This is a genomic window from Streptomyces sp. NPDC058872, from assembly GCF_042743065.1.
GTDB lineage: Bacteria > Actinomycetota > Actinomycetes > Streptomycetales > Streptomycetaceae > Streptomyces.
This window is the reverse complement of sequence record NZ_JBHYMK010000016.1, coordinates 119122-143534: the sequence shown is the minus strand read 5'-3', so window position 1 is coordinate 143534 and position 24413 is coordinate 119122. Positions and strand designations below refer to the sequence as shown.

Below are 24413 nucleotides of genomic sequence, written 5' to 3'. Positions count from 1 at the left end.
ACCCCCCTGGAGGAAACCCTCCTCACCCTCTTCACCCACACCCTCAACACCACCACCGACCTCACCATCGACGACGACTTCTTCCACCACGGCGGACACTCCCTCCTCGGCGCCCGCCTCACCAACCACATCGCCCGTGCCCTTGACGTGCGCCTCACCGTTCGCGACGTCTTCCAGCACCCCACCCCCGCCCGGCTCGCCGAGCACATCGCCTCGCTGAAGGCCGCGCCCGCGAAGAAGGCCCGTCCCGCCCTCCGCCGGCGCGACAGGGCCTGAGGACGGTCCCCCGACCCCCGGCGGACGCACGACGACGGCCACGGCACGCTGCTGCGTCCCGGCCCACCCGAACGCGCCCGACCCCAGGGGTCCCTTCCCTCCGCCCTGCGGCGCACCGCATCCGACGTCCCGCGCCGATCCACCGCGATCACGGGACGGCCCTGAGACCGCGAGCGCCTCCGGAGCCACGAACAAGACGACCACCACGACCGCAAGAACGACAGAACGGATCGACTGATGACCACCTTCCCCACCCCTGCCCCCGAGGACGTCGTCTGGGACCTTCCCGGTGACCTCCCGCACCGCCTGTCGCTGCTCGTGCTGCCGCACGCCGGGGGCAATGCACACGCCTACAGCGTCTGGCGCGAGCACCTGCCGGCCGACGTCCGGCTGCTCATCGGTCAGTACCCCGGCCGGGGAGCCCGCTTCAGCGAGGACCTGCCCGAGTCCGTCGACGACCTGGCGCTGCCGGTGGTCGACGCCCTCCCCGCGGACACCGGCGCCCTGGTGGTGCTCGGACACAGCATGGGTTCCCTGGTCGCCTTCGAGGTGACCCGCGCCCTGCAGGCCACCGGGCGCACCCCGCGAGGGCTGATCGCGTCCGCTTGCCGGGCGCCCGTGCTGCCCAACCAGTGTCCGGTCCATCCGGAGCGGCTCGACGACGACCAGCTGGTTGCCGCGATCAAGGAGCGCGGCGGCACCGACGACGGCATCCTCGACGACGAGGAACTGCGGGAGATCGTCCTGCCGTCGATCCGCGCCGACTTCGCCATCGACGACGCCTATCAGTGCACCGCCCCCGACGTGCGGCTCGACTGCCCGGTCGCGGTGTTCGGCGGCGACGCCGATCCGATCGTCCCCGTCGACATGCTCGACGGATGGTCCCTGGTGGCCGGGCAGCAGATCGTGCCCGAGGTCCTGACCGGCGACCACTTCTACTTCCAGCAGGACCTGCCCGGCTTCTTCGCCCGACTGAACCCGGTCCTGGAGGCGCTGCACGCCTCCGTCCCCAGCAACGCCTGATTTCCCGCCAACAGACGATTCCTTCGAGGGAACACGAGGAACCCATCATGACCACGTACGCCCCGCATCCGACCACCACGGGCGTCGCCGCCGTCCGGGAGCCCGGCAAGCCGGCCCTCATCCGCACCCCGGCCTTCGACACCATGGCGGAGGCCTCCGCCTGGCTGACCACCCAACTCCCCGCCATCCAGGCCGAGCTGCACCGTCATGGTGCGGTCATGCTGCGGGGGCTGCCGATGACGGATGCGGCGACCTTCGCCGAGGCCCGCGACGCGCTGATCGCCCAGCGCGCCGGATACAAGGAGAAGGCCACCCCCCGCACCGACTTCGGCGAAGGGGTGTTCTCCTCCACGGACCTGCCCGCCGCCCAACCGATCCGCCTGCACAACGAGAACAGCTACACCCTCGACTTCCCCGGGGTGCTGCTCTTCGGCTGTGTCACCGCGCCCGAGACCGGCGGTGCGACCACCGTCGGCGACATGCGCGAGGCCCTCGCCATGCTGCCGCGGGAACTGGTCGCCCGGTTCGCAGAGGCGGGCTGGCTGCTGGTCCGCAACTACTCCGACCTGGCGGGCATGCCCTGGCGCAAGGCGTTCTCCTCCGACGAGCCCGCGGGGGCGGAGGAGTACTGCGACGCCCACGCGATCGGCTACGAATGGCTCGACGAGGACACGCTGCGCACCCGGCAGCGTCGTTCCGCGATCATCACCCACCCGGTGACGGGCGAGCAGTCCTGGTTCAACCACTTCGCCTTCTGGAACGCCCGCAGCCTCGACGAGGACGTCCGCGAGGTCCTCACCGACACGTTCGGCGAGGACGGACTGCCGTTCGACACCCGGCTGGGCGACGGCACCGCCCTCACCGACGCCGAGGTGGACGCGATCAACGAGGTGTACCAGGCGGTCACGCTCAGGGAGAGCTGGCAGGCCGGTGACCTGATGCTCGTCGACAACATCCTCTGCGCACACGGCCGCGAGTCGTACACCGGGGACCGGAAGATCCTCGTCGCCATGGGCGAGCCGGTGCGGCTCTCCGACTGCTCCCCGACCTCCGCCCCCTCGACCACCCTGTACGGAAGGTGAGCCCCGCCATGACCGCCGTTCTCCCCGAGCGCTCCGCCAGCCCGACCGTTGCCGTCGCCGAGGCCCCCGTACGCGGCACCGGTGCCGTCGACCTGTTGGCCCGACTCGCCACCGCCCCCGGCGACCGGACCGCCGTCATCGCCGGTGACGACCGGCTCACCTTCGACGAACTGCGCGCAGAGGCCGCCGCGATCGCCGTCCGGTTCGCCGCCCTCGGCATCGGTCCGGAGAGCGTCGTCGCCCTCTGCCTGCCGCGAGGCGCCGCCCTGGTCACGGCGATCATCGGCACCCTCACCGCGGGCGCCGCCTACCTGCCGGTCGATCCGGCGCTGCCCGCCGACCGCCGTCGCTACCTCGTCGAGGACTCCGGGGCCGACCTCGTGGTCCTGGACGGCACCACCGCCTCTCCGGTCCCCGGCGTCCGCGTGGTGACGGCTGCCGAGCTGACGGGCGCTCCGAACGGCGCCCCGGCCCCGTACGAGCCCGTTCCGGTCGGTGCGGACACGCTGGCCTACGTCATCTACACCTCCGGTTCCACCGGTCGACCCAAGGGCGTCGAGATCGGACGCGCCTCCGCCTCGCTCCTCCTCGCGGAGCTGGAATCGGAGGGTGCCGCCAGCGGCGAGGGACGGCGGGTCGGCTGGAACGCGTCCCCGTCGTTCGACGCCTCCGTGCAGCAGTGGATACGGCTCTGCCGGGGCGACACCCTCGTCATGATCGACGAGGAGACGCGCCGTGACCCGGCCCTGCTCGCCGGCTTCGTCGACGAGCACTCCCTCACCGACCTGGACATCACGCCTTCGCACGCCGAACCGCTGCTCGACCTGCTGACGGCGGACGGCGGGCCCCGTCCGCTGACCCTGCTGGTCGGGGGCGAAGCGATCAGCCCGGCGCTGTGGGACCGCTTCGCCGCGGCCCACCGGGCCGGTCTGCTGCGCGCGCTGAACGTGTACGGCCCGACCGAGTGCACGGTGGACTCCACCGCCGCTTGGATCGACGGACCGGGGGAGCCGCACATCGGTGCCGTCCTGCCCGGACTGGAGATGCGCCTGCTCGACGAGAAGCTCGCACCGGTCGGACCGGGGGAGGCCGGCGAACTGTACCTCGCCGGTCCGCGCGTGGGGCGGGGCTACCGTCGCCGCCCCGGTCTGACGGCAGAGCGTTTCGTCGCAGACCTCGCCGGGGCCGCTGTCACTCCCGGCGGGCGGATGTACCGCACCGGTGACCGATGCCGGCTCCGCCCCGACGGCAGCCTGGTCTACCTCGGCCGCGCCGACGGCCAGATCAAGCTGCGCGGACACCGCATCGAGCTCCCGGAGATCGAGGCCGCCCTCACCCGGGTGCCCGGCGTCGCCGAGGCCGCCGTGATCCTCGGTGAGGACGCCGGAGGCACCGCCTGCCTGATCGCCTATCACCGGGGCGGGGACGCCACCACCCTGCGTGCGGCCCTGTCGGACGCCCTGCCCACCTACATGGTGCCGAGCGCGTTCGTCGCGGTCGACCGCTTCGCGACCACCCCCAGCGGCAAGCTGGACCGGTCCGCGCTGCCCACCCGCCCGGAGAACCCGACGGAGACCGCGCCGGAGGAAACCCGCGTCGACGACCTCGACGGCAACGGCCTGGACGGCCGGGCGGAGGAGCTGATCGCCCGCGTCTGGACGCAGGTGCTCGGCGCCGCGTCGATCGGCCCGGACGACAACTTCTTCAAGCTCGGCGGCCACTCCCTGCTCGCCATCAAGCTGGTTTCCCGGGTGCGGGCCGAACTGTCCGTGGCACTGCCGGTCAAGGCCGTGTACGCCCACCCACGGCTGCGCGACCTGGCCGCCCACATCGAGGAGCTGCTGGCCGCACGGGATGTCTGACCGCGGTCCGCGCCCGCATCCCGTCCCGTGCCGACACCGCGGTCCGCGCCCGCACCGCGGCCCCTGCCACCGGCTCACCCGCCCGCCCCCGCCATCCACGAGGAGCAGCAACCGTGATCCCCCTGTCCTACGCCCAGCGCCGACTGTGGTTCCTCAACCGGCTCGAAGGTTCCTCCTCGGCCTACAACGCGCCCGTCGTGCTCCGGCTGGGATCGACGCCCGACACGGCCGTCCTCGAGGCGGCGGTGCGGGACCTGGTGGAGCGTCACGAGGTGCTCCGGACCGTGTATCCGGCCAGGGACGAGGAGCCGTACCAGGAGATCCTCGACGAGCCCGAGGTGCGCGTCGAGGCGGAAGAGTGCAGCGCTGACGACGCACCGGCCCGCGCGACTGCCTTCGCCCGGCTCCCCGTGGACGTCACCCGTGAACTCCCCCTCCGCGTCGGGCTGTTCCATGCACCCGACGGGCCGGCCGTGCTGGTGCTCCTGGTGCACCACATCGCCACGGACGGCTGGTCGGTGGGCCGTCTGCTCGCCGATCTCGACCTCGCCTACCGGGCCCGTGCCGAGGGGCGCGCGCCCGATTGGGAGCCGCTGCCCGTCCAGTACGCCGACTACGCCCTCTGGCAGCGGGACATGCTCGGTGACCCCGGCGACCCGGACAGCACCGCGCACGAGCAGCTCGCCCACTGGCGCAAGGCCCTGGACGGCATTCCCGCCGAGACCCGGCTGCCCGCCGACCGGCCCCGTCCCGCGGAGCCCGGAAACCGGGGGGCGGTGGTGACCGCGGAACTGGAAGCGGGAACCCACCGTGCCCTCGCCGCCCTGGCCCGTGCCAGGGGCGGCACCTTCTTCATGGTGGCCCGTGCCGCGCTGTCCCTGGCCCTGCGGGCGGCGGGTGCCGGAGAGGACGTCGTGGTGGGCACGGCGGTGGCGGGGCGTCCCGAGGAGGACCTGCACGACCTCGTCGGGTTCTTCGTGAACACCCTGGCCCTGCGCGCGGACCTGTCCGGAGACCCGGGCCTGGGCGCGCTCGTCGACCGGGTCCGAGCAGCCGACCTGGCGGCCTTCGCCCATGAAGACCTCCCCTTCGACCTGCTGGTCGAGGACCTCAACCCCGAGCGGTCCCTCGGCCGCCACCCCTTCTTCCAGGTCATGCTGAGCGCACAGACCGTCCAGGACACCGCCGTGACGCTCGGCGGCATCCCGGCCGTCCTCGACGACGCCGACCTCGCCGCCGCCAAGTTCGACCTGAGCTTCCACTGCCAGGAGACGTCCGGCGCCGGAGGTGAGCCCGGCGGGGTGCTCCTCGGGCTCCAGTACGCGACGGACCTCTACGACGAGGACACCGCACGGCTGCTCCTCACGGTGTTCCGGCGCGCGCTGACGGCCTTCGCCGAGCGGAGCGACGACACCCCGCTCAGCGCGATCGAGCTCCTCGCGGACGACGAGGGCGTCTTCCTCGACCGCCGTCACCGGGCCCTCGCGGAAGCGGCACGGCAGCGCACCACCGGGCAGCGGGAAGCGCACGAAGCCCGCCGGGCCGGTGCCCACCCTCCGGCGGACCCCCGCGAGGAGATCCTGAACGGTCTGTTCGCGGAGATCCTGGACCGTGCGGACGTGCGTTCCGAGGACAACTTCTTCAAGCTCGGGGGGCATTCGCTGCTCGCGGGGAAGCTCACCAACCGCATCCGCGGGGCGCTCGGGCTCCAGGCCGCGATCCGCGACGTCTTCCTCGCCCCCACGCCCCGGCAACTCCTCCGCCGCCTCGGCGAGCGGCGCACCGGTTCCGACGTGCCGCCCCTGCGGCCCGTCCCCCACGAGCACCGTCCCGATCCCGTCCCCCTGTCGTACGCCCAGCGCCGGCTGTGGTTCCTCAACCGTCTCGACGGTTCCTCCCCGGCGTACAACGCACCCGTGGTGATCAGGCTGGACGCACGGCCCGAGCCCGCCCTGCTGGAATCGGCCGTACGGGACGTGATCCACCGGCACGAGGTGCTGCGGACCACGTACCCGGTGCGGGACGGAGAGCCCCACCAGCACGTCCACGCCGATCCGGAGGTGCGGATCGAGAGCGAGCCGTGCACCACGCCGGAGGACGCCCGGGTCCGGGCGACCGCCTTCGCTCGCATCCCGCTGGACATCACGACCGAACAACCCCTGAAGGCAAGACTGTTCGAGGTCGAGGACGGAACGTCCACCCTGGTCCTGTCGCTCCATCACATCGCGACCGACGGCTGGTCGGTGGGCCGTCTGCTCGCCGATCTCGACCTCGCCTACCGGGCCCGTGCCGAGGGGCGCGCGCCCGATTGGGAGCCGCTGCCCGTCCAGTACGCCGACTACGCCCTCTGGCAGCGGGACGTGCTCGACGGCCCGCAGGGCGTCCGAGGCGTCCAACTGGACTTCTGGCGCAAGGCCCTGGACGGCATTCCCGCCGAGACCCGGCTGCCCGCCGACCGGCCCCGTCCCACGGAGCCCGGAAACCGGGGGGCGGTGGTGACCGCGGAACTGGGACCGCAGGTCCACGAGGCGCTCACCGGCCTGGCCCGCAGCAGTCGGGTCACCTTCTTCATGGTCGTCAGGGCGGCCCTCTCCCTGGCCCTGCGGGCGGCGGGTGCCGGAGAGGACGTCGTGGTGGGCACGGCGGTGGCGGGTCGTCCCGAGGAGGACCTGCACGACCTCGTGGGGTTCTTCGTGAACACCCTGGCCCTGCGCACCGACCTGTCCGGGGACCCCACCCTCGCCGAACTGGTGCGGCGGGTCCGGGACGCGGACCTGGCGGCCTTCGCCCACGGCGAACTCCCCTTCGACCTGCTGGTCGAGGACCTCAACCCCGAGCGGTCCCTCGGCCGCCACCCCTTCTTCCAGGTCATGCTGAGCGCACAGACCGTCCAGGACGCCGCCGTGACCCTCGGCGACATGCGGGGAACGGCGGACGGCGCCGATCTCGCCGGGGCCAAGTTCGACCTCGCCTTCCACTGTGCCGAGACCCAGGACGAGGGCGGCGGGCCCGGGGGAGTGCTCCTCGGACTGCAGTACGCGACCGACCTCTACGAGGAGGACACCGCACGACTCCTCGTCGGTCTGTTCGGCCGTGCCCTGACGGCCCTCGCCGAACGGACCGGTGACACCCCGCTGAGCGGGATCGTCCTGCTGAGCGAGGAGGAGCGCGGCGCCCTCGACCGCCGTCACGAGGCGCTCGCCCTCGCCGAAGGCCGGCGCGCCGCCTCGCGGACCGGGGCGGGTGAAGGCCGGGAGTCGGAGGGCCGTGCCGCGGCCGACCCCCGCGAGGAGATCATCTGCGGGCTCTTCGCGGAGGTCCTCGACCGGGACGCGGTGCTGCCCGACGAGAACTTCTTCAAGCTGGGCGGGCATTCGCTGCTCGCGGGGAAGCTCACCAACCGCATCCGCGGGGCGCTCGGGCTCCAGGCCGCGATCCGCGACGTCTTCCTCGCCCCCACGCCCCGACGGCTCCTCCGCCGCCTCGGCGAGCAGGGGAACGGACCGGCCCGCCCCCCGCTGCGCCCCGTCCCCCAGGAGTTGCGCCCCGCACGCGTCCCCCTCTCCGCCGCCCAACTCCGACTCTGGTTCCTCGACCGGCTCGAAGGACCGAGCGCCACCTACAACATCCCCGTCGTCACCCGGCTTCGCCGTCCGGTCGAAGAGGCCGCGCTGTCCCTGGCCCTCGCCGACGTCACCGCCCGCCACGAAGTGCTGCGCACCGTCTACCGGACGGCGGACGGCGAGCCGTACCAGCAGGTGCTGAACGGCGTGGCGCCCGTGCTCCAGCAGATCCGGACCGCCGGGCCCGACGCCCTGCGCGCGGCCGTTGACGCCGCTGCCGGACACGTCTTCGACCTGGCCTCCGAAATACCCTTCCGGTCTTGGTTGTTGACGGAAGACGACGGCGGCCAGGTCATGGTGCTCCTGCTCCACCACATCGCCGGCGACGGCTGGTCCACCGGCTGTCTGCTCGCCGACCTCGACGTCGCCTACCGGGCCCGTGCCGAGGGGCGTGCCCCCGACTGGGAGCCGCTGCCCGTCCAGTACACCGACTACACCCTCTGGCAGCACGAACTCCTCGACGGTCCCCAGGGCCTCGCCGAGGCACAGCTCGCCCACTGGAACAGCACCCTGGACGGACTGCCGCCCCTGCTCGCCCTGCCCACCGACCGACCCCGTCCCGTCGAGAGCGACGGCGCCGGCGCCCTCACCCCGTTCACGGTGAGCGCCACCACCCACCGGGCCCTGCTGCGCTGTGCCCGTGACACCGGTGCCACCCTCTTCATGGTCGTGCAGGCAGCCCTCGCCTCGCTCCTCACCCGACACGGCGCGGGCACCGACATCGCCATCGGCACCACCGTCGCCGGCCGCGCGGACGACGCCCTCCACCCGCTCGTCGGATTCTTCGTCAACACCCTGGTGCTGCGCACCGACACCGCGGGCGACCCCTCCTTCGCCGAGCTCGTCCGCCGCGTCCGTGAGACGGGGCTCGCCGCCTACAGCCATCAGGACCTCCCCTTCGACCGGCTCGTCGAGCACCTCAGCCCGCACCGCTCCGCCGCCCACGCCCCGCTCGTCCAGGTGATGCTGCAGGTGCACGCCGCCGCCGCCGGATCCGGATCCCCGTCCGTGTTCGACGGAGAACCGGTCGCGTTCAGCGCCGAGGGAGCCAAGACCGACCTCACCTTCGCGCTCACCGAACTCGTCGACGCGGACGGAGCACCGGCCGGTCTGAGCGGTGCCCTGGAACACGCCACCGCCCTCTACGGTGCGGACACCGCCGCGCTCCTGGCCCGGCGACTGGTCGAGACCCTCGACGCGTTCGCCGCCGCCCCCTCCCTCCCGCTCTCCGCGGCACCGTACGGCCCGACGGCCCCCGAGGGACCGGAGGCAGTCCGGGACGAACGGGGACGGCCCGTGCCGGTGCGGGTGCCCGGCGACGTCCACGAACGGACGCCCGGCGGCGGACTGCGCGCCACCGGCCGGAGGGCGTACGCCCTGGCCGACGGCACCCTGCGGACCGTCGCCACCCTCACGGTGAGCGGCTACCCCGTGGAGCCCGGCCGGGTCGAAGGGGTGCTCGTCGGGCACCCCGACGTGACCGGAGCGTCCGTCGCCGTCCGTGACGACCGGCTCCACGCCTACGTCACCCCCGGCCCGGACGGCGCCGACGGGGAGGCGCTGCGCGGGTGGGCGGCCGAGAAGCTGCCCGAGTACCTGGCCCCGGTCCGCGTCCTCGTCGTCCCCCGACTGCCGGCGTCCGGCGAACACGCCGGTTCCCTTCCCGAGGGAGGCGAACGGCGCACCGACACCGCCCCGGACAGCCGTGAGGAACACCTCCTCGGGGTCTTCCGGGACGTCCTCGGAGGCCGTGCGATCGGCAGGGACGACAACTTCTTCAAGTCGGGCGGGCACTCGCTCCTCGCGGTCAGGCTGCTCAACCGGATCCGTACGGAGTTCGGCCAGGACCTCACCCTGCGGGACGTCTTCCGCCATCCGACGGCCGCGTCCCTCGCCCGCCGCATGGCCGGCTCCGACGACCGGCCCGGCACCGGTGGGGCCGTGCCCGCGGGTACGCCGCCCCGCCGGCCCGCCGCACCCGCACTGCACCGTCGCACCAAGGCGGGCGCCCGCCGCCCCGCCCGCTGACGGTCCGCCACCGGCAGCTCCGGGCAGACGCCTTCTGCCGCCCGGAGCTGCCGGGGCGTCCGGAGCTGCCGGGGCCGACTGCCCCGGGAGGACGGACGGGGCCCCTAGCGTGAAGGGCACGGAGGCGAGAGGAACCGTTCGCCCCGGTCTCTCGGCCCTTTACCAGAGGAATGCAGCATGCCCCCCAGCAGAACGGAAGACCTGCTCGACGGCGGACCCTCTCCCGCCCCCGCACCGCTCGTGCTCGACCTGATCGCCCACCAGACCCGCACCCGCCCCGACGCCCCCGCCCTGGTCCACGCAGCCGCCCGGCTGACCTACGCCGAGCTCGCCGCGGCAGTACGGGAACGGGCCCGGGAGCTCACCGCGCAGGGCGCGGGCCCCGGCCGGCTGGTCGCCCTCCACCGCCCCCGGGGCATCGAGGCGATCGTCGGCCTCCTCGCCGTCCTCAGCACGGGCGCCGCCTATCTGCCCCTCGACGTCCAGGCCCCCGACGCCCGCAACGAGGCCATCCTCAAGGACGCCTGCGGGGACCGGGCGCCCGCCCCCGCCGACGTCGCCCACCACGGCGAACTCGTCCTCGACGGCCCCGGTGCCGGAGAAGGCGCGGCCTACGTCATCTACACCTCCGGATCCACCGGCACCCCCAACGGCGTCGTCGTCGCCCACGACTCCCTCGCCCACTTCATCGCCGGCGCCACCCCCGCCTACGGCATCGGCCCCGAGGACGCGGTCCTCCAGTTCAGCCCGCTGCACTTCGACGCCAGCATCCAGGAGGTCTTCGCCACCCTCGGCGCCGGCGGCACCCTCGTCCTGCGCACCGACGACATGCTCGACGTGGCCGAACTCCTCTCCGGTTGCGTCCGGCACGGCATCACCCACCTCGACCTGCCCGCCGCCTACTGGCACGAGCTGGTCTACGTCCTCACCGCCGAATCGGTCCGCCTCCCCGACGCCCTGCGCACCGTCATGATCTACGGCGAGGCCGCCCTGCCCGAGCGCGTCGCCCAGTGGCGCGCCCTCGTCGGCGACCGGATCCGCCTGCTGAACTGCTACGGGCCCACCGAAACCACCGTGGTGGCCACCGTGGCCGACCTCAGCCGCCATGACTCCGGGCCCGTCCCCATCGGCCGCCCCCTCCCGGGAGTGCGCGCCGCCGTCGTCGACGGAGAGCTGTGGCTCCTCGGCGGCGGCCTGACCCGCGGATACCTCCACCGCCCCGAACTGAACGCCCGACGCTTCACCGTCCTGGACGGCGAACGCGCCTACCGCACCGGCGACCTCGTCACCATCGGCGAGGACCGGCAGATCCTCTACCACGGTCGGCTCGACGACGAGGTCAAGATCGGCGGCCAGCGCATCGACCCCGCGGCCGTCGACTCCGTCCTGGCCGCCCACCCCAGGGTCCGGGAGGCCGCCGTCGTCGCCCAGCAGGACGGCGACGGGGTCAAGCGCCTCGTCGCCTTCGTGGTGACCGACGGCGGCACCGGCGTGGAAGAACTCCGCGACTGGGTGCGCGGGCGCATGCCGGCCGCCGCGGTGCCCACCGTCTCCCTCGTCGTCGCCCTGCCCCGCACCAGCTCCGGCAAGATCAACCGCAAGGTGCTGCGGACGACCGACCCGCGCCTGCCCGTGGTCGACGAGGAACCCCTGCCCGTCGAGGACCGGGTCCCGCTCTCGCACGCCCAGCGCAGACTGTGGCTGGTCGGCCAACTCGACGGCCCCTCCTCCGCCTACAACATGCCGATCGTCCTCGACCTCGACGCCGTCCCCGACCGCGCCGCGCTCGCCGCCGCGGTGACCGATCTCGTCGAACGCCACGAGGTGCTGCGCACCGTGTTCCCGGCGCCCCAGGACGAGCCCTACCAGCACGTCCTCGCCCCCACCGCCGTCCGGCTGCGCACCGTCGAGTGCTCCGCCGGTGAACTCGCCTCCCGGGTAGCCGACTTCACCGAGGAAACCTTCGACCTCTCCCGCGAACTGCCGCTGCGCGTCGCCCTGTTCCTCCCGGACGACGGACCCGGCGCCACGCTGGCCGTCCTGCTCCACCACGTCGCCGGCGACGGCTGGTCCCTCAACCCCCTGATGACCGACCTCGCCCGCGCCTACGCGGCCCGTGCCGAGGGGCGCGCGCCCGATGGGGAGCCGCTGCCCGTCCAGTACGCCGACTACACCCTCTGGCAGAACGAACTCCTCGGTGATCCCCAGGACCCCGATTCCCCCGCCTTCCTCGGCCTGGCCCACTGGAGCACGGCCCTGGACGGTCTGCCCGCCGCGACCGACCTGCCGCTCGACCGGCCGCGTCCCGCCCTCCGCGACCACGACGGGGGCCTGGTCGCCACCGTCCTCGAACCGGGCGTCCACACCGACCTCGCCCGAATCGCCGAAGAACACGACGCCAGCCTCCTCATGGTGCTGCAAGCCGCGCTGGCGCTGGCGCTGCGGGCGAGCGGCGCCGGAGAGCGAACCGCACTCGGCACCCCCGTCGCAGGACGCGACGACGAAGCCCTCGACGAGCTCGTCGGCTTCTTCGTCAACACCCTGGTGCTGCCCACGGACACCTCCGGAGACCCCGCCTTCACCGACCTGCTGCACCGGGTCCGCGACGCCGACCTCATGGCGTTCGCCCACCAACAACTCCCCTTCGACCTCCTCGTCGAGCACCTCAACCCGCCCCGCACGCCCGGCGTCCACCCGCTCTTCCAGGTGATGCTCACCCTGCGCACCACGGGCCCCGACCCCGGAGCCTTCCGCTTCGGTGACCTCGTCGGTCGCTTCGTCGGTGACGCGTCCGCCACCACCAAGTTCGACCTCACCGCCGCCTTCGAAGACCTCCGCGATGCCGACGGCGCCCCCGCCGGGCTCCGGCTCGGGCTGGAGTACGCCCGGGACGTGTTCGACGAGGACACCGCCCGCACCCTGCTCACCGCCCTGGAACGCGCCCTGCGTGCCGCCGCCGCCCGGCCCGGGCAGTCCGTCCCGGACGGTGCACTGGTCGACCCCGCCGTTCGGCAGGCCCTCGACGAGCGCCGCGCCGCCGCTGCCCGCTCGACCACCGTCGAGCCGGCCGATCGCTCCGACGCCGAGCCGCCCGCCGAACAGGTCGACGTCCTCAGGGAGTTGTTCGCCGAGGCGCTCGGCCTGGATCAGGTCGGCCCGCACGAAGGCTTCTTCAGCATCGGCGGCCACTCCATGAGCGGGGTGCGGCTCGCCAACCGGATCCGTGCCCGCCTGGGCGTCGACGTACAGGTCCGCGACCTGCTCATCGCCCCCACCCCCGACGGGCTCGCCCGTCGCATCGCCGCCCGGACCACCGGCCCGGACGCCACCGGTGCCGCGGAACCGGTCCGCTCCCGGCCCGTCCCGCGCCCGGACCGTCCCGCCCGCGTCCCCCTGTCGTACGCGCAGCGCAGGCTGTGGTTCGTCGACACCCTCGAAGGTCCCAGCGCCTCCTACAACATTCCGCTGGTCCTGCGACCCGCCGAACCCCTCGACGCCCGGGTGCTGGCCGAGGCCCTCACCGACCTCTCCGACCGGCACGAAGTGCTGCGCACCCGCTACCGCGCCGTCGACGGAGAGCCCCACCAGGAGGTCCTCACCGCAGTCAGGCCCCCGCTCGACGTGGACTCCGTGCCCGCCGACCGGATCGCGGCCGGCGTCGCAACGGCCGCCTCGCACGTCTTCGACCTGGCGGAGGAGACGCCCCTGCGCGCCACGCTCCTCACCACCGACGACGAAGGCACGCAGGTCCTCGTCCTCCTCGTCCACCACATCGCCGCCGACGGCTGGTCCACCGGCCCCCTGCTCGCCGACCTCGGGACCGCCTACCGGGCCAGGAGCGGGGGACGCGCCCCCGACTGGGAGCCGCTGCCCGTCCAGTACGCCGACTACACCCTCTGGCAGCAGGACCTGATCGACGGTCCGGCAGCGGGGGCACACCTCGAGTTCTGGGAGGAGACCCTGGCGGGCGCCCCCGCCGTGCTCGAACTGCCCTCCGCCCGTCCCCGCCCCGCCGAAGCCACCCACCGCGGAGGCCGCGTCCCCGTCGTCCTCGACGCCGCCACCCACCAGGCCCTGGAAACCCTGGCCCGACGCAGCGGCGCCACCCTGTTCATGGTCCTCCAGGCGGCCCTGGCCGCCGTCCTCACCCGGCACGGGGCGGGCACGGACCTGCCGCTCGCCACCATGACGGCCGGACGTGACGACGAGCGGCTCGGCGGGCTCGTCGGCTTCTTCGTCAACACCCTGGTGCTGCGCACCGACACCTCGGGCGACCCCACCTTCGTCGAACTCCTCGAACGGGTCCGACGGACCGACCTCGCGGCCTACGGTCACCAGGAGCTGCCCTTCGAACGGGTCGTCGAGCAGCTCAACCCGATCCGCACCACCGCCCACCACCCGTTGACCCAGATCGTCGTCCAACTCCACCACGACTACACCGGTGACGTGCCCGGTGCCGCGGCGGCGAAGGCCCTCTTCCACACCGGGCACGACGCGGGGGAGCCGCTCCTCGACACCGTCTCCACCAAGTTCGACCTGACCTTCGGGATGGAGGAGCGCAGGGGCGACGACGGACGTCCCACCGGCCTCGTCGGCGGCCTGGAATACGCCACGGACCTGTTCGACCCGCCCACGGCCGCGCTGCTCGCCGCCCATCTGGAACAGACCCTGCGGGTCGTCGCCGTCGACCCCGGGACCCGGATCGGGGACGTCGACCTGCTCACCGCCGCCGACCGCTTCCGCTTGATCACCGAGTACAACGACACCGCCACCGTGGTGCCCGCGGAGCCCGACACGATCCACGAGCTCATCGCCCGCCGTGCCGCCCGCACCCCCGGTGCGCCCGCGCTGATCACCGACGGGGAGACCGTCGGCTACCGCGCACTCGACTCGCGGGCCGACGCGCTCGCCGCCCGGCTCCGCTCCACCGGGGTCCACCGCGGCGACACCGTGGGCGTCCTCCTCGAACGGGGCGTCCCGCTGGTGGTGACCGCCCTGGCGGTCCTCAAGTGCGGAGCCGCCTACCTCCCCCTGGACCCGAGCCTCCCCGAGGCCAGGATCCGGCTGATGCTGGAAGACGCCGGAGTGCGGGTGGTGGCGACCGACGCGGGCCACGCCGCGGTCGCCGGGACCGGGGAGGGGCCGGCCCTCCTGCTCGTGGACGGGCGGGAAGGGGCGGCGCCGCACACCCCGGACGTCGGCGGCACCGGCGCCGAGGGCGTTCCCGACACCGCCGGCCCCCGCGCCGAGGACGCCCCCGCGACCGGGGACGACCTGATGTACGTGATGTTCACGTCCGGTTCGACCGGCCGGCCGAAGGGCGTCGGCGTCACCCACCGCAACGTGCTGGAACTCGCCGCCGACCGCGACGTCCGCGCGGGTGCACCGTGCCGGATGCTGGTCCACTCGGCGACCGGTTTCGACGCGTCCGTCTTCGAGATCTGGGTGCCGCTGCTCAACGGCGGAAGCCTCGTCGTCACCCCCGGCGACGGCACGGACCTCGCGGAGACCGCCCGCGCCGTCCGCGAACACGGCGTCACTTCGGCCTACTTCACCATGGGGCTCTTCCACGTCATGGCGGACGAGGGCCTGGACACCCTCCGACTGCTGAGCGAGGTGTGGACCGGCGGTGACGTCGCCGATCCGACCGCCGTCCAGCGGGTCCTCGCGCACTGCCCGGACACCGTCCTCGTCCACTCGTACGGTCCCACCGAGACCACCTTCGCCTCCCACAACCAGTGGTTCGACACCGGGGAACGCGTCCTGCGGGGTGCCGGAGTCCACCTCGGCCGGCCCATGGACAACACCCGCAGCCACGTCCTCGACGCGGGACTGCGCCCGGTTCCGCCGGGCGTGCCCGGCGAGCTGTACATCGCCGGTTCGCACGTGGCCCGGGGCTACGTGGGCCGCCCGGGGCTGACCGCCGAGCGGTTCGTGCCCGATCCGTTCGAGCGCGACGGCAGCCGCATGTACCGCACGGGCGACCGGGCGCTCTGGACGCCCGCGGGCGAGCTCCGCTTCCTCGGGCGGGCGGACGGCCAGATCAAACTGCGCGGCGTACGGATCGAGCCGGGCGAGGTGGAGCGGGCCCTCGCCGCCCATCCCGCGGTCGGCCAGGCGCTCGTCGTCGTCCGCGAGGACCGGCCAGGAGAGAAGCACCTCGTCGGCTACGCCGTTCCCCGCGCGGGAACCTCGGTCACCGAGGCCGAGCTGCTCGCCGGGGCGCGCGCGACGCTCCCCGAGCACCTCGTGCCGTCCGCCGTCGTGGTCCTCGACGCCCTGCCGCTGACCGTCAACGGCAAACCCGATCGAGCGGCGCTGCCCGCGCCGCACCGGCCCGCGGCCCAGAGCGGACGACGGCCCAGGAACGCCCGGGAAGAGGTGCTGTGCGGTCTGTTCGCGGAGATCCTCGGCGTGCCCGGCGTCGGCATCGACGACAACTTCTTCTCCCTGGGGGGCCATTCGCTGCTGGGAGTCCGTCTGGTCAACCGCGTCCGCAGCGTCCTCGGCATCGAGCGCACCGTCCGTGACCTCTTCCGGCTCCCCACCCCCGCCGGACTGCTCGGCTCCTCCGACGACGGCACCGCCGCCGCCCTGGGCGTCCTGCTCCCGTTGAGCACCCGGGGCACCCGCCGCCCGCTGTTCTGCGTCCATCCCGGCACCGGTGTCGGCTGGGCCTACGCCGGTCTCGCCCGGCACCTCGGTGACGACCAGCCGTTGTACGCCCTGCAGGCCCGCGCGCTGAGCGAGCTCGACCACCGGCCGAGCAGCGTCGAGGAAATGGCCGACGACTACCTGGAGCGGATCCGGCAGGTCCAACCCTGGGGGCCCTACCGCTTGCTCGGCTGGTCCTACGGCGGTCTCGTCGCCCACACGATGGCGGTACGGCTCCGCGAGGCGGGCGAGCGGGTCGAACTGCTCGCGCTCCTGGACGTCCACCAGACCGGGCCCGGAAGCACCTCCGTGCTGCCACCCGAGGAGCAGGCCGCGAAGCCCGGCCCCGCGGACGCCGGGGAGCTCGCGGCGGCGATGGAGGAGATCCGTCGTGAGGATCCCGTCCTCGCCGGATTCTCCGATGCGGAACTCCGGGCGGTGCTCCGTGCCTCCGAAACCCACGCCGAGCTCATGGCGCGCCACGTGCCGGGCGTCGCCGACGCCGACGCGGTGTTCTTCACCGCCCGCAGACCGGGGGAGCAGGAAGGGGCCCTGGCCGCCACCTGGATTCCCTTCACCGAGGGTGTCATCGACAACCACACCGTGGAATGCGGCCACCTTCAGATGGCCGAACCCGAGCCTCTCGAAAAGATCGGCAGAATAGTTGCGGAGAAACTCTCCGCACTCCAGAAGGAAGAAATGAGGAGCCAGTCATGAGTGATTCCGTCAACCCGTTCGACAATGCCGAAGGTTCGTTCCACGTCGTCGTGAACGACGAGGGCCAGCACTCCCTGTGGCCGGCCTTCGCCGCTGTTCCCGCAGGCTGGCACAGTGTCTGGGGCGTGGGGAGCCGCAAGGACGCCCTGGAGTACATCACCACCCACTGGACCGACATCCGCCCGCGCAGCCTCGTCGCCCAGTACGCCTGAACCGCCTCAACGAAATCGCCGTGCCCCGCAATCGACGCGGGGCACGGCGATTTTCACGTTTCCCTCGGTGAAGTCCCCGGAGGAAGGGGTGAAACAAAAGTGCCGGTCCCTACTGCCGGTCTTACTTCCCCTTCCGGAACCCTCGTAAATCTATTCTCGACGCATGAAGATACTTCTGAGCGGAACCGCATCGGATTCCCATACCTGGAATCTCGTGTACCTCCGTCTCTTCCTTGAGGAACAGGGCTGCGAGGTCGTCGGGATCGGTCCCTGCGTCGACACCGAGCTGTTGACCACCGCCTGTCTGCGGCACGTTCCCGACGTGCTCGTCCTCAGCAGCGTGAACGGACACGGCTACCGCGACGGCCTCGCCGCCGTCCGCCGACTGCGTGCGGAACCCGCACTGGCCGGGCTGCCCGTCGTCCTCGGGGGAAAGCTCGGCGTCGCCGGGTACCGCCAGGAGGCGGACGTGGCACGGCTGGTCGAGGCCGGCTGTGACGCCGTGCTGGGCGAAGACCTGAACGCCCTGTGCGACTTCCTCGCCGCACGCGCCCGCAGGGAGGTGCCGGCTTGACCGCCCCCGCCCCGTCCTTCGGCGGGTTCGTCGCGGCGGCCGCGGACGCCGGCAGGCTCGTCGTCCAGCCCCGCATGGGCTTCGGCGACCCCGGCCTGATGCGCTCCGGCCTCGCCCGGACCAGAGCCGCCACCGCCCACACCGCGGGCACCCTCACGGTCGACAGCTACACCCGCATCGGCGATCTCGCCGCCGCCCGCGCGGCCGTCGCAGAGGGGAGCCGCCTCAACGGGTACCCGATCACGGCACACACCCCGGCGACCACCCGGGCCGTCCTCGACGGCCTGCTCGACGAGGACTTCCCCGTCCAGGTCCGGCACGGCTCCGCCCGCCCCCGGGCGATCGTCCGTGCGCTCACCGCGGCCGGACTGGACGCCACCGAAGGCGGCCCCGTCTCCTACTGCCTGCCCTACGGTCGCACCCCCCTGCGGGAGTCCGTCGACGCCTGGGCCCGCTCCTGCGAACTGCTCGCCGCCGGCGCACGGCCCGGCACCGTCCCGCACCTGGAGAGCTTCGGCGGCTGCCTCCTCGGCCAACTCTGCCCGCCCGGACTGTTGGTGGCCACGAGCGTCCTCGAGTGCCTGTTCTTCGTCCAGTTCGGCGTGCGGAGCGTCTCGCTCAGCTACGCCCAGCAGACGGACCCCCGCCAGGACGAGGAGGCCCTGCACGCCCTGCGTCGACTCGCCGCCGAGTTCCTGCCCGATGACGTCGACCACCACGTCGTCCTCTACACCTACATGGGCGTCTACCCGCGCACCGAGCAGGGTGCCACCCGCCTCCTGGAGGCCTCCGCCCGCCTCGCCGTGCGCTCCGGCGCCGGCCGGCTCATCGTGAAGACCACCGCGGAGGCCCACCGCATCCCCACCGTGGAGGAGAACGTCCGCGCCTTGGAGACCGCTGCGGCGACCGCCGCGCTCACCGGGGCTCCGATGAGCGCGGCGACCGGCGGCGACGGCGAGGTGTACCAGGAGGCCCGCACCCTCGTCGAGACCGTCCTCGACCTCGACGCCGACCTGTCCAAGGCCCTGCCGGCCGCCTTCGCGCGGGGACTTCTCGACGTGCCCTTCTGCCTCCACCCCGACAACGCCGGGCGCTCGCTGGGCTTCGTCGACCCGGCGGGGCGACTCCGCTGGGCCCGTACGGGTGCCATGCCGATCCGCCCGGACCGTGCGGCCGAAGCAGCGCCCCTCACCTCGGCCGGTCTGCTCGCCGCCCTCCACCACGTCGCCGACCACTACGACGACCCCCGGCACCGCGACGGCGGCGACGGCCACGACCGGCCACCGGCCACCCCGCTCGCCGTCTGAACCGCGGGCGTCCGCCGTCCGCCCCGCCCGCGGTCGGCGACCTCCGCCCGAACCATCCGCGACCACCCCGAACAGGAGACCGTCATGGACCAGACCCTCCCCACCGACGCACCGGCGTCCCCGCCCCCGCTCGGCGAGCACCTCCGGTCGCCGCAGCTGCGCGCCGCCATGCTCGTCCAGCAGGAGGCCCTGCACGCGGCCCGCGGCTACCTGCGCAGCCAGGGCTTCACCGAACTGCTGCCCCCGCTCGTCGGTCCCGTCACCGATCCCGGCGGGCGCGGCGCCAAGGCCCTCGACGTCGACTACTACGGGCACCCGTACAAACTGATGACCAGCGCCATCCTCTACAAGCAGGCGTCGCTGAGGGGCTTTCCCCGCCTCTTCTACATCGCCCCCAACGTGCGCGTCGAACCCGAGGAGACCGCCGGCACCGGGCGCCACCTCGTCGAGTTCCACCAGATCGACGTCGAGATCGCCGATGCGGGGCGCGAAGAGGCCCAGGAGATCGCCGCCGGGCTGCTCACCCACGTCGCCGAGCACGTCTGGACGACCATCCCCGACGTCCTCACCGGACTGGGCCGGTTCGAGAACGACTTCGCCGACCTCCGATCCGGCAAGTACGACGTCTGCACCCACGACGAGGCCGTCGCCCGGCTGCTCGCCGCCGGCCACCCGCAGAACCCCGACGGCGAGATCGACTGGGCCGGCGAGCGGCTCCTCTCCCTGGAGGGCGACCGCCCCTTCTTCATCAACGACTACCCCAAGGGGTCCCGCGGCTTCTACGACCGGGAGGACCCCGACCGCCCCGGCGTGCTGCGCAACTTCGACCTGATCGCCCCGCACGGCTACGGCGAGCTCGTCTCCGGCAGCGAGCGCGAGGCCGACTACGCCACCATCGTCACCCGCATGCGGGAGAGCGGCGAGAACCCCGCCAAGTACGCCTGGTACCTCAAGGAAGCCCGCGAGGGGATACCGGCCAGTGCCGGATTCGGCATGGGTCTGCAGCGCCTGGTCCGCTTCCTCACCGGCCTCGATGCGCTGTGGCAGGTCAGCGCCTACCCCAAGCTCCCCGGGGTGGTGGCCCCGTGACCGCCCTCAGCGCCCCGGACTTCCCCGAGCAGGCGGTCCGCGCCCGCGCCCGCAACGGTACCGCCGAGGTCTTCCCCGACCCCGCCGGATACGGTGCGCGGCTGTACGGCCCCGGCGCCGTGCCCCCTAGCGACGCCCTCGACCGGGCGCGCCTCGTCCCGCCCGTCTTCATGCCCCAACGCCTCGAAAAGCTCATCGACCTCGCCCGCGAACCGGAGTTCACCGACGTCGACCTCGGCTCCCGCGTCGGCGGCTTCACCGCACGGCTCCCGCTCTACCTGTCCGCCTTCGGCTCGACCCGGGCCGGCAGCGGAGACCTCGCCGTCCACGCGAGCCGGCAGGCAGCCCGCCTCGGCATCCCCATGGTCATCGGCGAGAACATGATCCCCGTGCACGGCTACCGCCGCGCCGGCGACGCCACCCGGTCCGCGCTCCTCACCCGTGTCGAGGCGTACCTGGACGCCGCGCCCGAAGGAGTCGGCGGCATCGTCGTCCAACAGTCCACCGAGGACGCCGACTCCGAAGTCTGGAACCTCCTCTACAGCGACCCCGCATTCCGTCCCCTCCTGGAGACGGGCCGGCTCGCCTTCGAGCTGAAGACCGGTCAGGGGGCCAAACCCGGCCTCGGCGGCATGACGGTCGTCGACGGGGCGGAGGCGGAACAGCTCGCCCGCCGCTTCACCGTCCGCAAGGTCTTCGACCGCGACGGCGAGCGCCAGCTGCGCTGCGCCACCCCCGGCACCTTCACCGAGGAGATCCTCCGCCAGCAGCTGCGGTTCATGCGGAACAACTTCCCCAAGGCCCGTACCTGGGTGAAGTTCCACCCCGGCCGTGACGTGGCCCGTGCCGCTCGCGCAGCCTGGTCCGCCGGAGCGGACGCCGTCACCGTCGACGGGGCCGAGGGCGGTACCGGCTGGGCTCCCGGAGTCTTCCTCGACCACGTCGGACTGCCCCTCGCGGAATGCCTGCGCCGCATCGGCCGCCCCGCCGGCTGCCTCCTGGCCGGCGGCGGAATGTGGGAGGGCGGTCGCGCCGTGCGCGCCCTCGCCCTGGGAGCCGGGGCCGTGGGCCTCGGACGAGCGGCCCTGCTGGCCGTCGACGAGGACCCCGACCGCGGACTGGAACGCCTCGTCGAGAGCATCGCCCTCGAACTGCGCCTCCTCATCAGCGCATTGGGCAAGTACACCGTCACCGCACTGGAGCCCGAAGACCTGTGGTGGCCCGACGGCCACCCGGCGCACGTCGAGCACCAGGCCGCCCTTCCGTTCCCTGCCGGCCCGGAGCCCGCGAGGGCGACGTCATGACCGTCCGTCGCAGGCGCGGCGGGGACTGCACGGTCCGGGCCCGCTTCTCCGTCCGCGAAGCCCCCGGCATCACCGTGCACCTCTCCCACGGTGCCGGGGGCGACGATGCCGGCCCCACTGCCGTGGACGCCAACCGCTCCGTCGGCGATGCCGTCCACGGGGCGCTCCTGGCCGATGCGGCCCGACGGACGGCGCAGCGCGTCCTCGCCGAGGCGGGCCGCGGCTACCTCGGAGGACGCGTCGAGCTGTGCACCCCCCGCCCGAGCGCCCGGAGCACCTGCCGACCCCCCGCCCGCGGCCCCCGCGGGCACCGTGCGGTGCGCCGCGCCGCCGACCGCGCCGTGGCCCTCGCGGTCGCCGCGACGCTCCGCGGCGACCCGGTCGACTCCCGGGTCCGGGTCCGCCCGCCCCTCTGACGACGGGGTCTCCACCACGCCCCGACCGCCCTCCTCCGACCACAGGAAGCCGACACCATGGCAACGCCCCCGACCACCACCAGCGCACCGGCGGAGCAGAAGACCACCGTCGACTGGCGCCGCGTCAGCAGTCTCGTCATCGGCCAGGCCGCCGTCCAAGCCGGCAGCTTCGCCCTCCTCATCGCCATGAGCTGGACGGCGGTCCAGCTCGGTGGCCGGGAAGCCGTCACCTACGTCACCCTCGCCGCCACCCTGCCGCGCGCCCTGCTCCTCCTCTTCGGCGGCGCGCTCGCCGATGTGCTCGGCCCCCGTGCGGTCCTGCTCCGCGCGACCGGCACCCGCATCCTCGTCCTCGCAGCCGGAACCGCGGTCACCGTCACCACCGAGACCCTCTGGCCGCTGATCGTGGTCGCCCTCGTCGACGGCCTGCTCCTCGGCATCTCCGGACCGGCCTCCGGGGTGCTGCTGCCCCGCCTCGCCCCGCGGGAACAGTTGGGCCGCGCCAATTCGCTCTTCTCCATGGTGCTCCGCCTCGCCCCCATTGCGGGATCACCGCTCGGAGCCTGGCTCGTCACCGTCGGAGGCCTCCCCGTCGCCATGGCGGCCGGTGCGGTCGGCTGCGCCGTCTGGCTCGGCTGTGCCGCCCACGTCACCCGGGGCATGGCGCGGCCCGAGCCCGCTCCCCAGGGCCCCTCCCTGCTGCGCCGGTCCGGCGACGGCTTCCGGCTGCTCGCTGCGCACCCACGACTGCGATGGATGTTCGTCGCCTGCTTCTGCATGGACCTGGCGTTCCTGTGGCCGGCCGAAGTCGCGCTGCCCCTCCGGGCGTCCGAAGAGGGGTGGGGCGTCGGCGCCGTCGCCATGGTGTTGTCCGTCTTCGGCGCCGGTGCACTCGCGTCCGCCGCTCTGGGGGCCGCCCTCGCCCACCGGATTCCGGCACGCACCAAGCTCGTGGTGACCGGTGTCGGCCTCGCGGTCGGCATGGCAGCCATGGCGCTCGTGCCCTCGTCCCTGGTGTTGGCCGCCACCGCCGGCGCCGTCGGCCTGCTGTCCGGCCTCAACGGGCCGGCGCTGGTGACCGGCTACCAGCAGGCCGTTCCCGAAGGGAGCATGGGTGCCGCGATGTCGACCTTCGCCCTCTCCGGGATCGGTGCGGCGCCGCTGTCCCTGGCCCTGTTCAGCCCCGTCTCCCTGTTCCTCGGGGTGACCGGGACCTGGCTGCTGTGCGCAGCCCTCGCCCTCTGTTCCCCGGTCGCCGCGGCCCTCGCCCTGCGGGGCGGGACGGCGACCGTCCCACCGCGGGCCGAGAGCGCTCCCCGCATCGCACCGGAGCCCACCGCCACTTCCGTGTGAGGCAGACATGATCCCGCTGCTCCTTCCGCCAGCGCAGGAATCCCCCTCGGCCGGCCCTGCGAGGACCGGCCGCCCGGGGGGTGACCTCCTCGTCCCCGCCGCCCTTCCCCTCCTGTCCACCCCCCTGTCACCGCTGCCCGAACTCCGTCCGGTCCGCCCCCAACTCTGGCTGGTCGCCACCGACCTGCACCAGGACACGGTCGCCCGTTACGCGCCCCTCGTCCTGGACACGAGGGAGCTGGCGCGGGCCGACGAGTTCCGACGTCCCGCCGACCGCGCCACGTACCTGTGCGCACACGTGGGGCTGCGGCGTCTGCTCGGAGCCCATCTGGACGTCGCGCCCCGTGCCGTTTCGGTGGCCCGGGCGCCCTGTCCCTGCTGCGGCGAACCGCACGGACGGCCGGTGCTCCCGGGGCGGCGACTGCACTTCTCGCTCTCGCACTGCGAGGGGCTGAGCCTGATCGCCCTCGCCTCCACCCCCGTCGGAGTCGACATCGAACGGGTGCCGGCGCCCCATACGGTGGCGGAGGCGTCGGAGGTGCTCCACCCGGCGGAGGCGGCGGAGCTCGCCACCCTCGCCCCGGCCCTGCGCCCTGCTGCCTTCGCCAGGGTCTGGACCAGGAAGGAGGCCTACCTGAAGGGGCTCGGCATCGGTCTGGGGGCCGACCCGTCCGCCGACTACGTCGGTTCCGGTCCGGTGCCGTCCGCGCCGACCGGATGGCTCCTGATCGACGTCGCCGTGCCGGAGGGGCACCGTGCCGCGGTGGCGCTGCAAGGGTGAAGCGCCCCGGCAGCGGCAACCCCGCACTTCGACCCCGCACGTCGACCCCGGTCCTCAGGAACTGCGGTGCGACACCGCGGTCCGGTCCCGTTCGGTTCCGGGACCGGCCGGG

General features: G+C 73.4%; 14 protein-coding genes. All 14 read left to right on the top strand.

Going from position 1 to position 24413, the window contains the following annotated elements; translation table 11 throughout:
* On the top strand, positions 1-276 hold a 276-nt coding region (locus ACFW22_RS13220), incomplete at its 5' end, for an acyl carrier protein (protein WP_386402494.1).
* Positions 277-513: 237 nt separating this feature from the next.
* The gene (locus tag ACFW22_RS13215) at positions 514-1299 is read left to right on the top strand and encodes a thioesterase II family protein (protein ID WP_386402492.1); all 786 of its coding nucleotides are present in this window, start codon (positions 514-516) and stop codon (positions 1297-1299) included.
* A 47-nt stretch (positions 1300-1346) separates the two neighbouring features.
* The gene (locus ACFW22_RS13210) at positions 1347-2381 is read left to right on the top strand and encodes a TauD/TfdA family dioxygenase (protein WP_386402490.1); all 1035 of its coding nucleotides are present in this window, start codon (positions 1347-1349) and stop codon (positions 2379-2381) included.
* Between the two features lie 8 nt (positions 2382-2389).
* The gene (locus tag ACFW22_RS13205; RefSeq protein ID WP_386402488.1) at positions 2390-4243 is read left to right on the top strand and encodes an amino acid adenylation domain-containing protein; all 1854 of its coding nucleotides are present in this window, start codon (positions 2390-2392) and stop codon (positions 4241-4243) included.
* 113 nt (positions 4244-4356) lie between these two features.
* Positions 4357-9894: a condensation domain-containing protein gene (locus ACFW22_RS13200; RefSeq protein WP_386402486.1), complete on the top strand. Its 5538-nt coding sequence runs from the start codon at positions 4357-4359 to the stop codon at positions 9892-9894.
* A gap of 177 nt (positions 9895-10071) precedes the next feature.
* Positions 10072-17265, top strand: a complete 7194-nt coding sequence (locus tag ACFW22_RS13195) for an amino acid adenylation domain-containing protein (protein ID WP_386402484.1) — start codon at positions 10072-10074, stop codon at positions 17263-17265.
* Positions 17262-17477, top strand: coding sequence for an MbtH family protein (locus ACFW22_RS13190; protein ID WP_386402482.1), 216 nt, complete (start codon positions 17262-17264; stop codon positions 17475-17477). Before ACFW22_RS13195 ends, ACFW22_RS13190 begins: the two co-directional genes overlap by 4 nt.
* A gap of 163 nt (positions 17478-17640) precedes the next feature.
* Complete coding sequence (locus ACFW22_RS13185; protein WP_386402480.1) at positions 17641-18051, top strand: cobalamin B12-binding domain-containing protein; 411 nt, start codon at positions 17641-17643, stop codon at positions 18049-18051.
* The gene (locus tag ACFW22_RS13180) at positions 18048-19358 is read left to right on the top strand and encodes a methylaspartate mutase (protein ID WP_386402478.1); all 1311 of its coding nucleotides are present in this window, start codon (positions 18048-18050) and stop codon (positions 19356-19358) included. The genes ACFW22_RS13185 and ACFW22_RS13180 overlap by 4 nt, the downstream gene beginning before the upstream one ends.
* Positions 19359-19442: 84 nt before the next feature.
* Positions 19443-20447: an asparagine synthetase A gene (locus ACFW22_RS13175; RefSeq protein ID WP_386402476.1), complete on the top strand. Its 1005-nt coding sequence runs from the start codon at positions 19443-19445 to the stop codon at positions 20445-20447.
* A complete protein-coding gene (locus ACFW22_RS13170; protein WP_386402474.1) occupies positions 20444-21751 on the top strand; it encodes a glutamate synthase-related protein in 1308 nt (435 codons plus the stop codon). Before ACFW22_RS13175 ends, ACFW22_RS13170 begins: the two co-directional genes overlap by 4 nt.
* Positions 21748-22167 (top strand): hypothetical protein, encoded by a 420-nt coding sequence (locus ACFW22_RS13165; protein WP_386402472.1) that lies wholly within the window; start codon positions 21748-21750, stop codon positions 22165-22167. The genes ACFW22_RS13170 and ACFW22_RS13165 overlap by 4 nt, the downstream gene beginning before the upstream one ends.
* A 57-nt stretch (positions 22168-22224) precedes the next feature.
* A complete protein-coding gene (locus ACFW22_RS13160; RefSeq protein ID WP_386402470.1) occupies positions 22225-23520 on the top strand; it encodes an MFS transporter in 1296 nt (431 codons plus the stop codon).
* Positions 23521-23527: 7 nt separating this feature from the next.
* Complete coding sequence (locus ACFW22_RS13155) at positions 23528-24301, top strand: 4'-phosphopantetheinyl transferase family protein (protein WP_386402468.1); 774 nt, start codon at positions 23528-23530, stop codon at positions 24299-24301.
* Positions 24302-24413 lie beyond the last annotated feature (112 nt).

Coding starts and splice junctions, on each gene's coding strand:
- ACFW22_RS13190 (WP_386402482.1), top strand. CDS start 17,262: ATGAGTGATTCCGTCAACCCGTTCGACAATGCCGAAGGTTCGTTCCAC.
- ACFW22_RS13185 (WP_386402480.1), top strand. CDS start 17,641: ATGAAGATACTTCTGAGCGGAACCGCATCGGATTCCCATACCTGGAAT.
- ACFW22_RS13205 (WP_386402488.1), top strand. CDS start 2,390: ATGACCGCCGTTCTCCCCGAGCGCTCCGCCAGCCCGACCGTTGCCGTC.
- ACFW22_RS13195 (WP_386402484.1), top strand. CDS start 10,072: ATGCCCCCCAGCAGAACGGAAGACCTGCTCGACGGCGGACCCTCTCCC.
- ACFW22_RS13160 (WP_386402470.1), top strand. CDS start 22,225: ATGGCAACGCCCCCGACCACCACCAGCGCACCGGCGGAGCAGAAGACC.
- ACFW22_RS13210 (WP_386402490.1), top strand. CDS start 1,347: ATGACCACGTACGCCCCGCATCCGACCACCACGGGCGTCGCCGCCGTC.
- ACFW22_RS13165 (WP_386402472.1), top strand. CDS start 21,748: ATGACCGTCCGTCGCAGGCGCGGCGGGGACTGCACGGTCCGGGCCCGC.
- ACFW22_RS13175 (WP_386402476.1), top strand. CDS start 19,443: ATGGACCAGACCCTCCCCACCGACGCACCGGCGTCCCCGCCCCCGCTC.
- ACFW22_RS13155 (WP_386402468.1), top strand. CDS start 23,528: ATGATCCCGCTGCTCCTTCCGCCAGCGCAGGAATCCCCCTCGGCCGGC.
- ACFW22_RS13215 (WP_386402492.1), top strand. CDS start 514: ATGACCACCTTCCCCACCCCTGCCCCCGAGGACGTCGTCTGGGACCTT.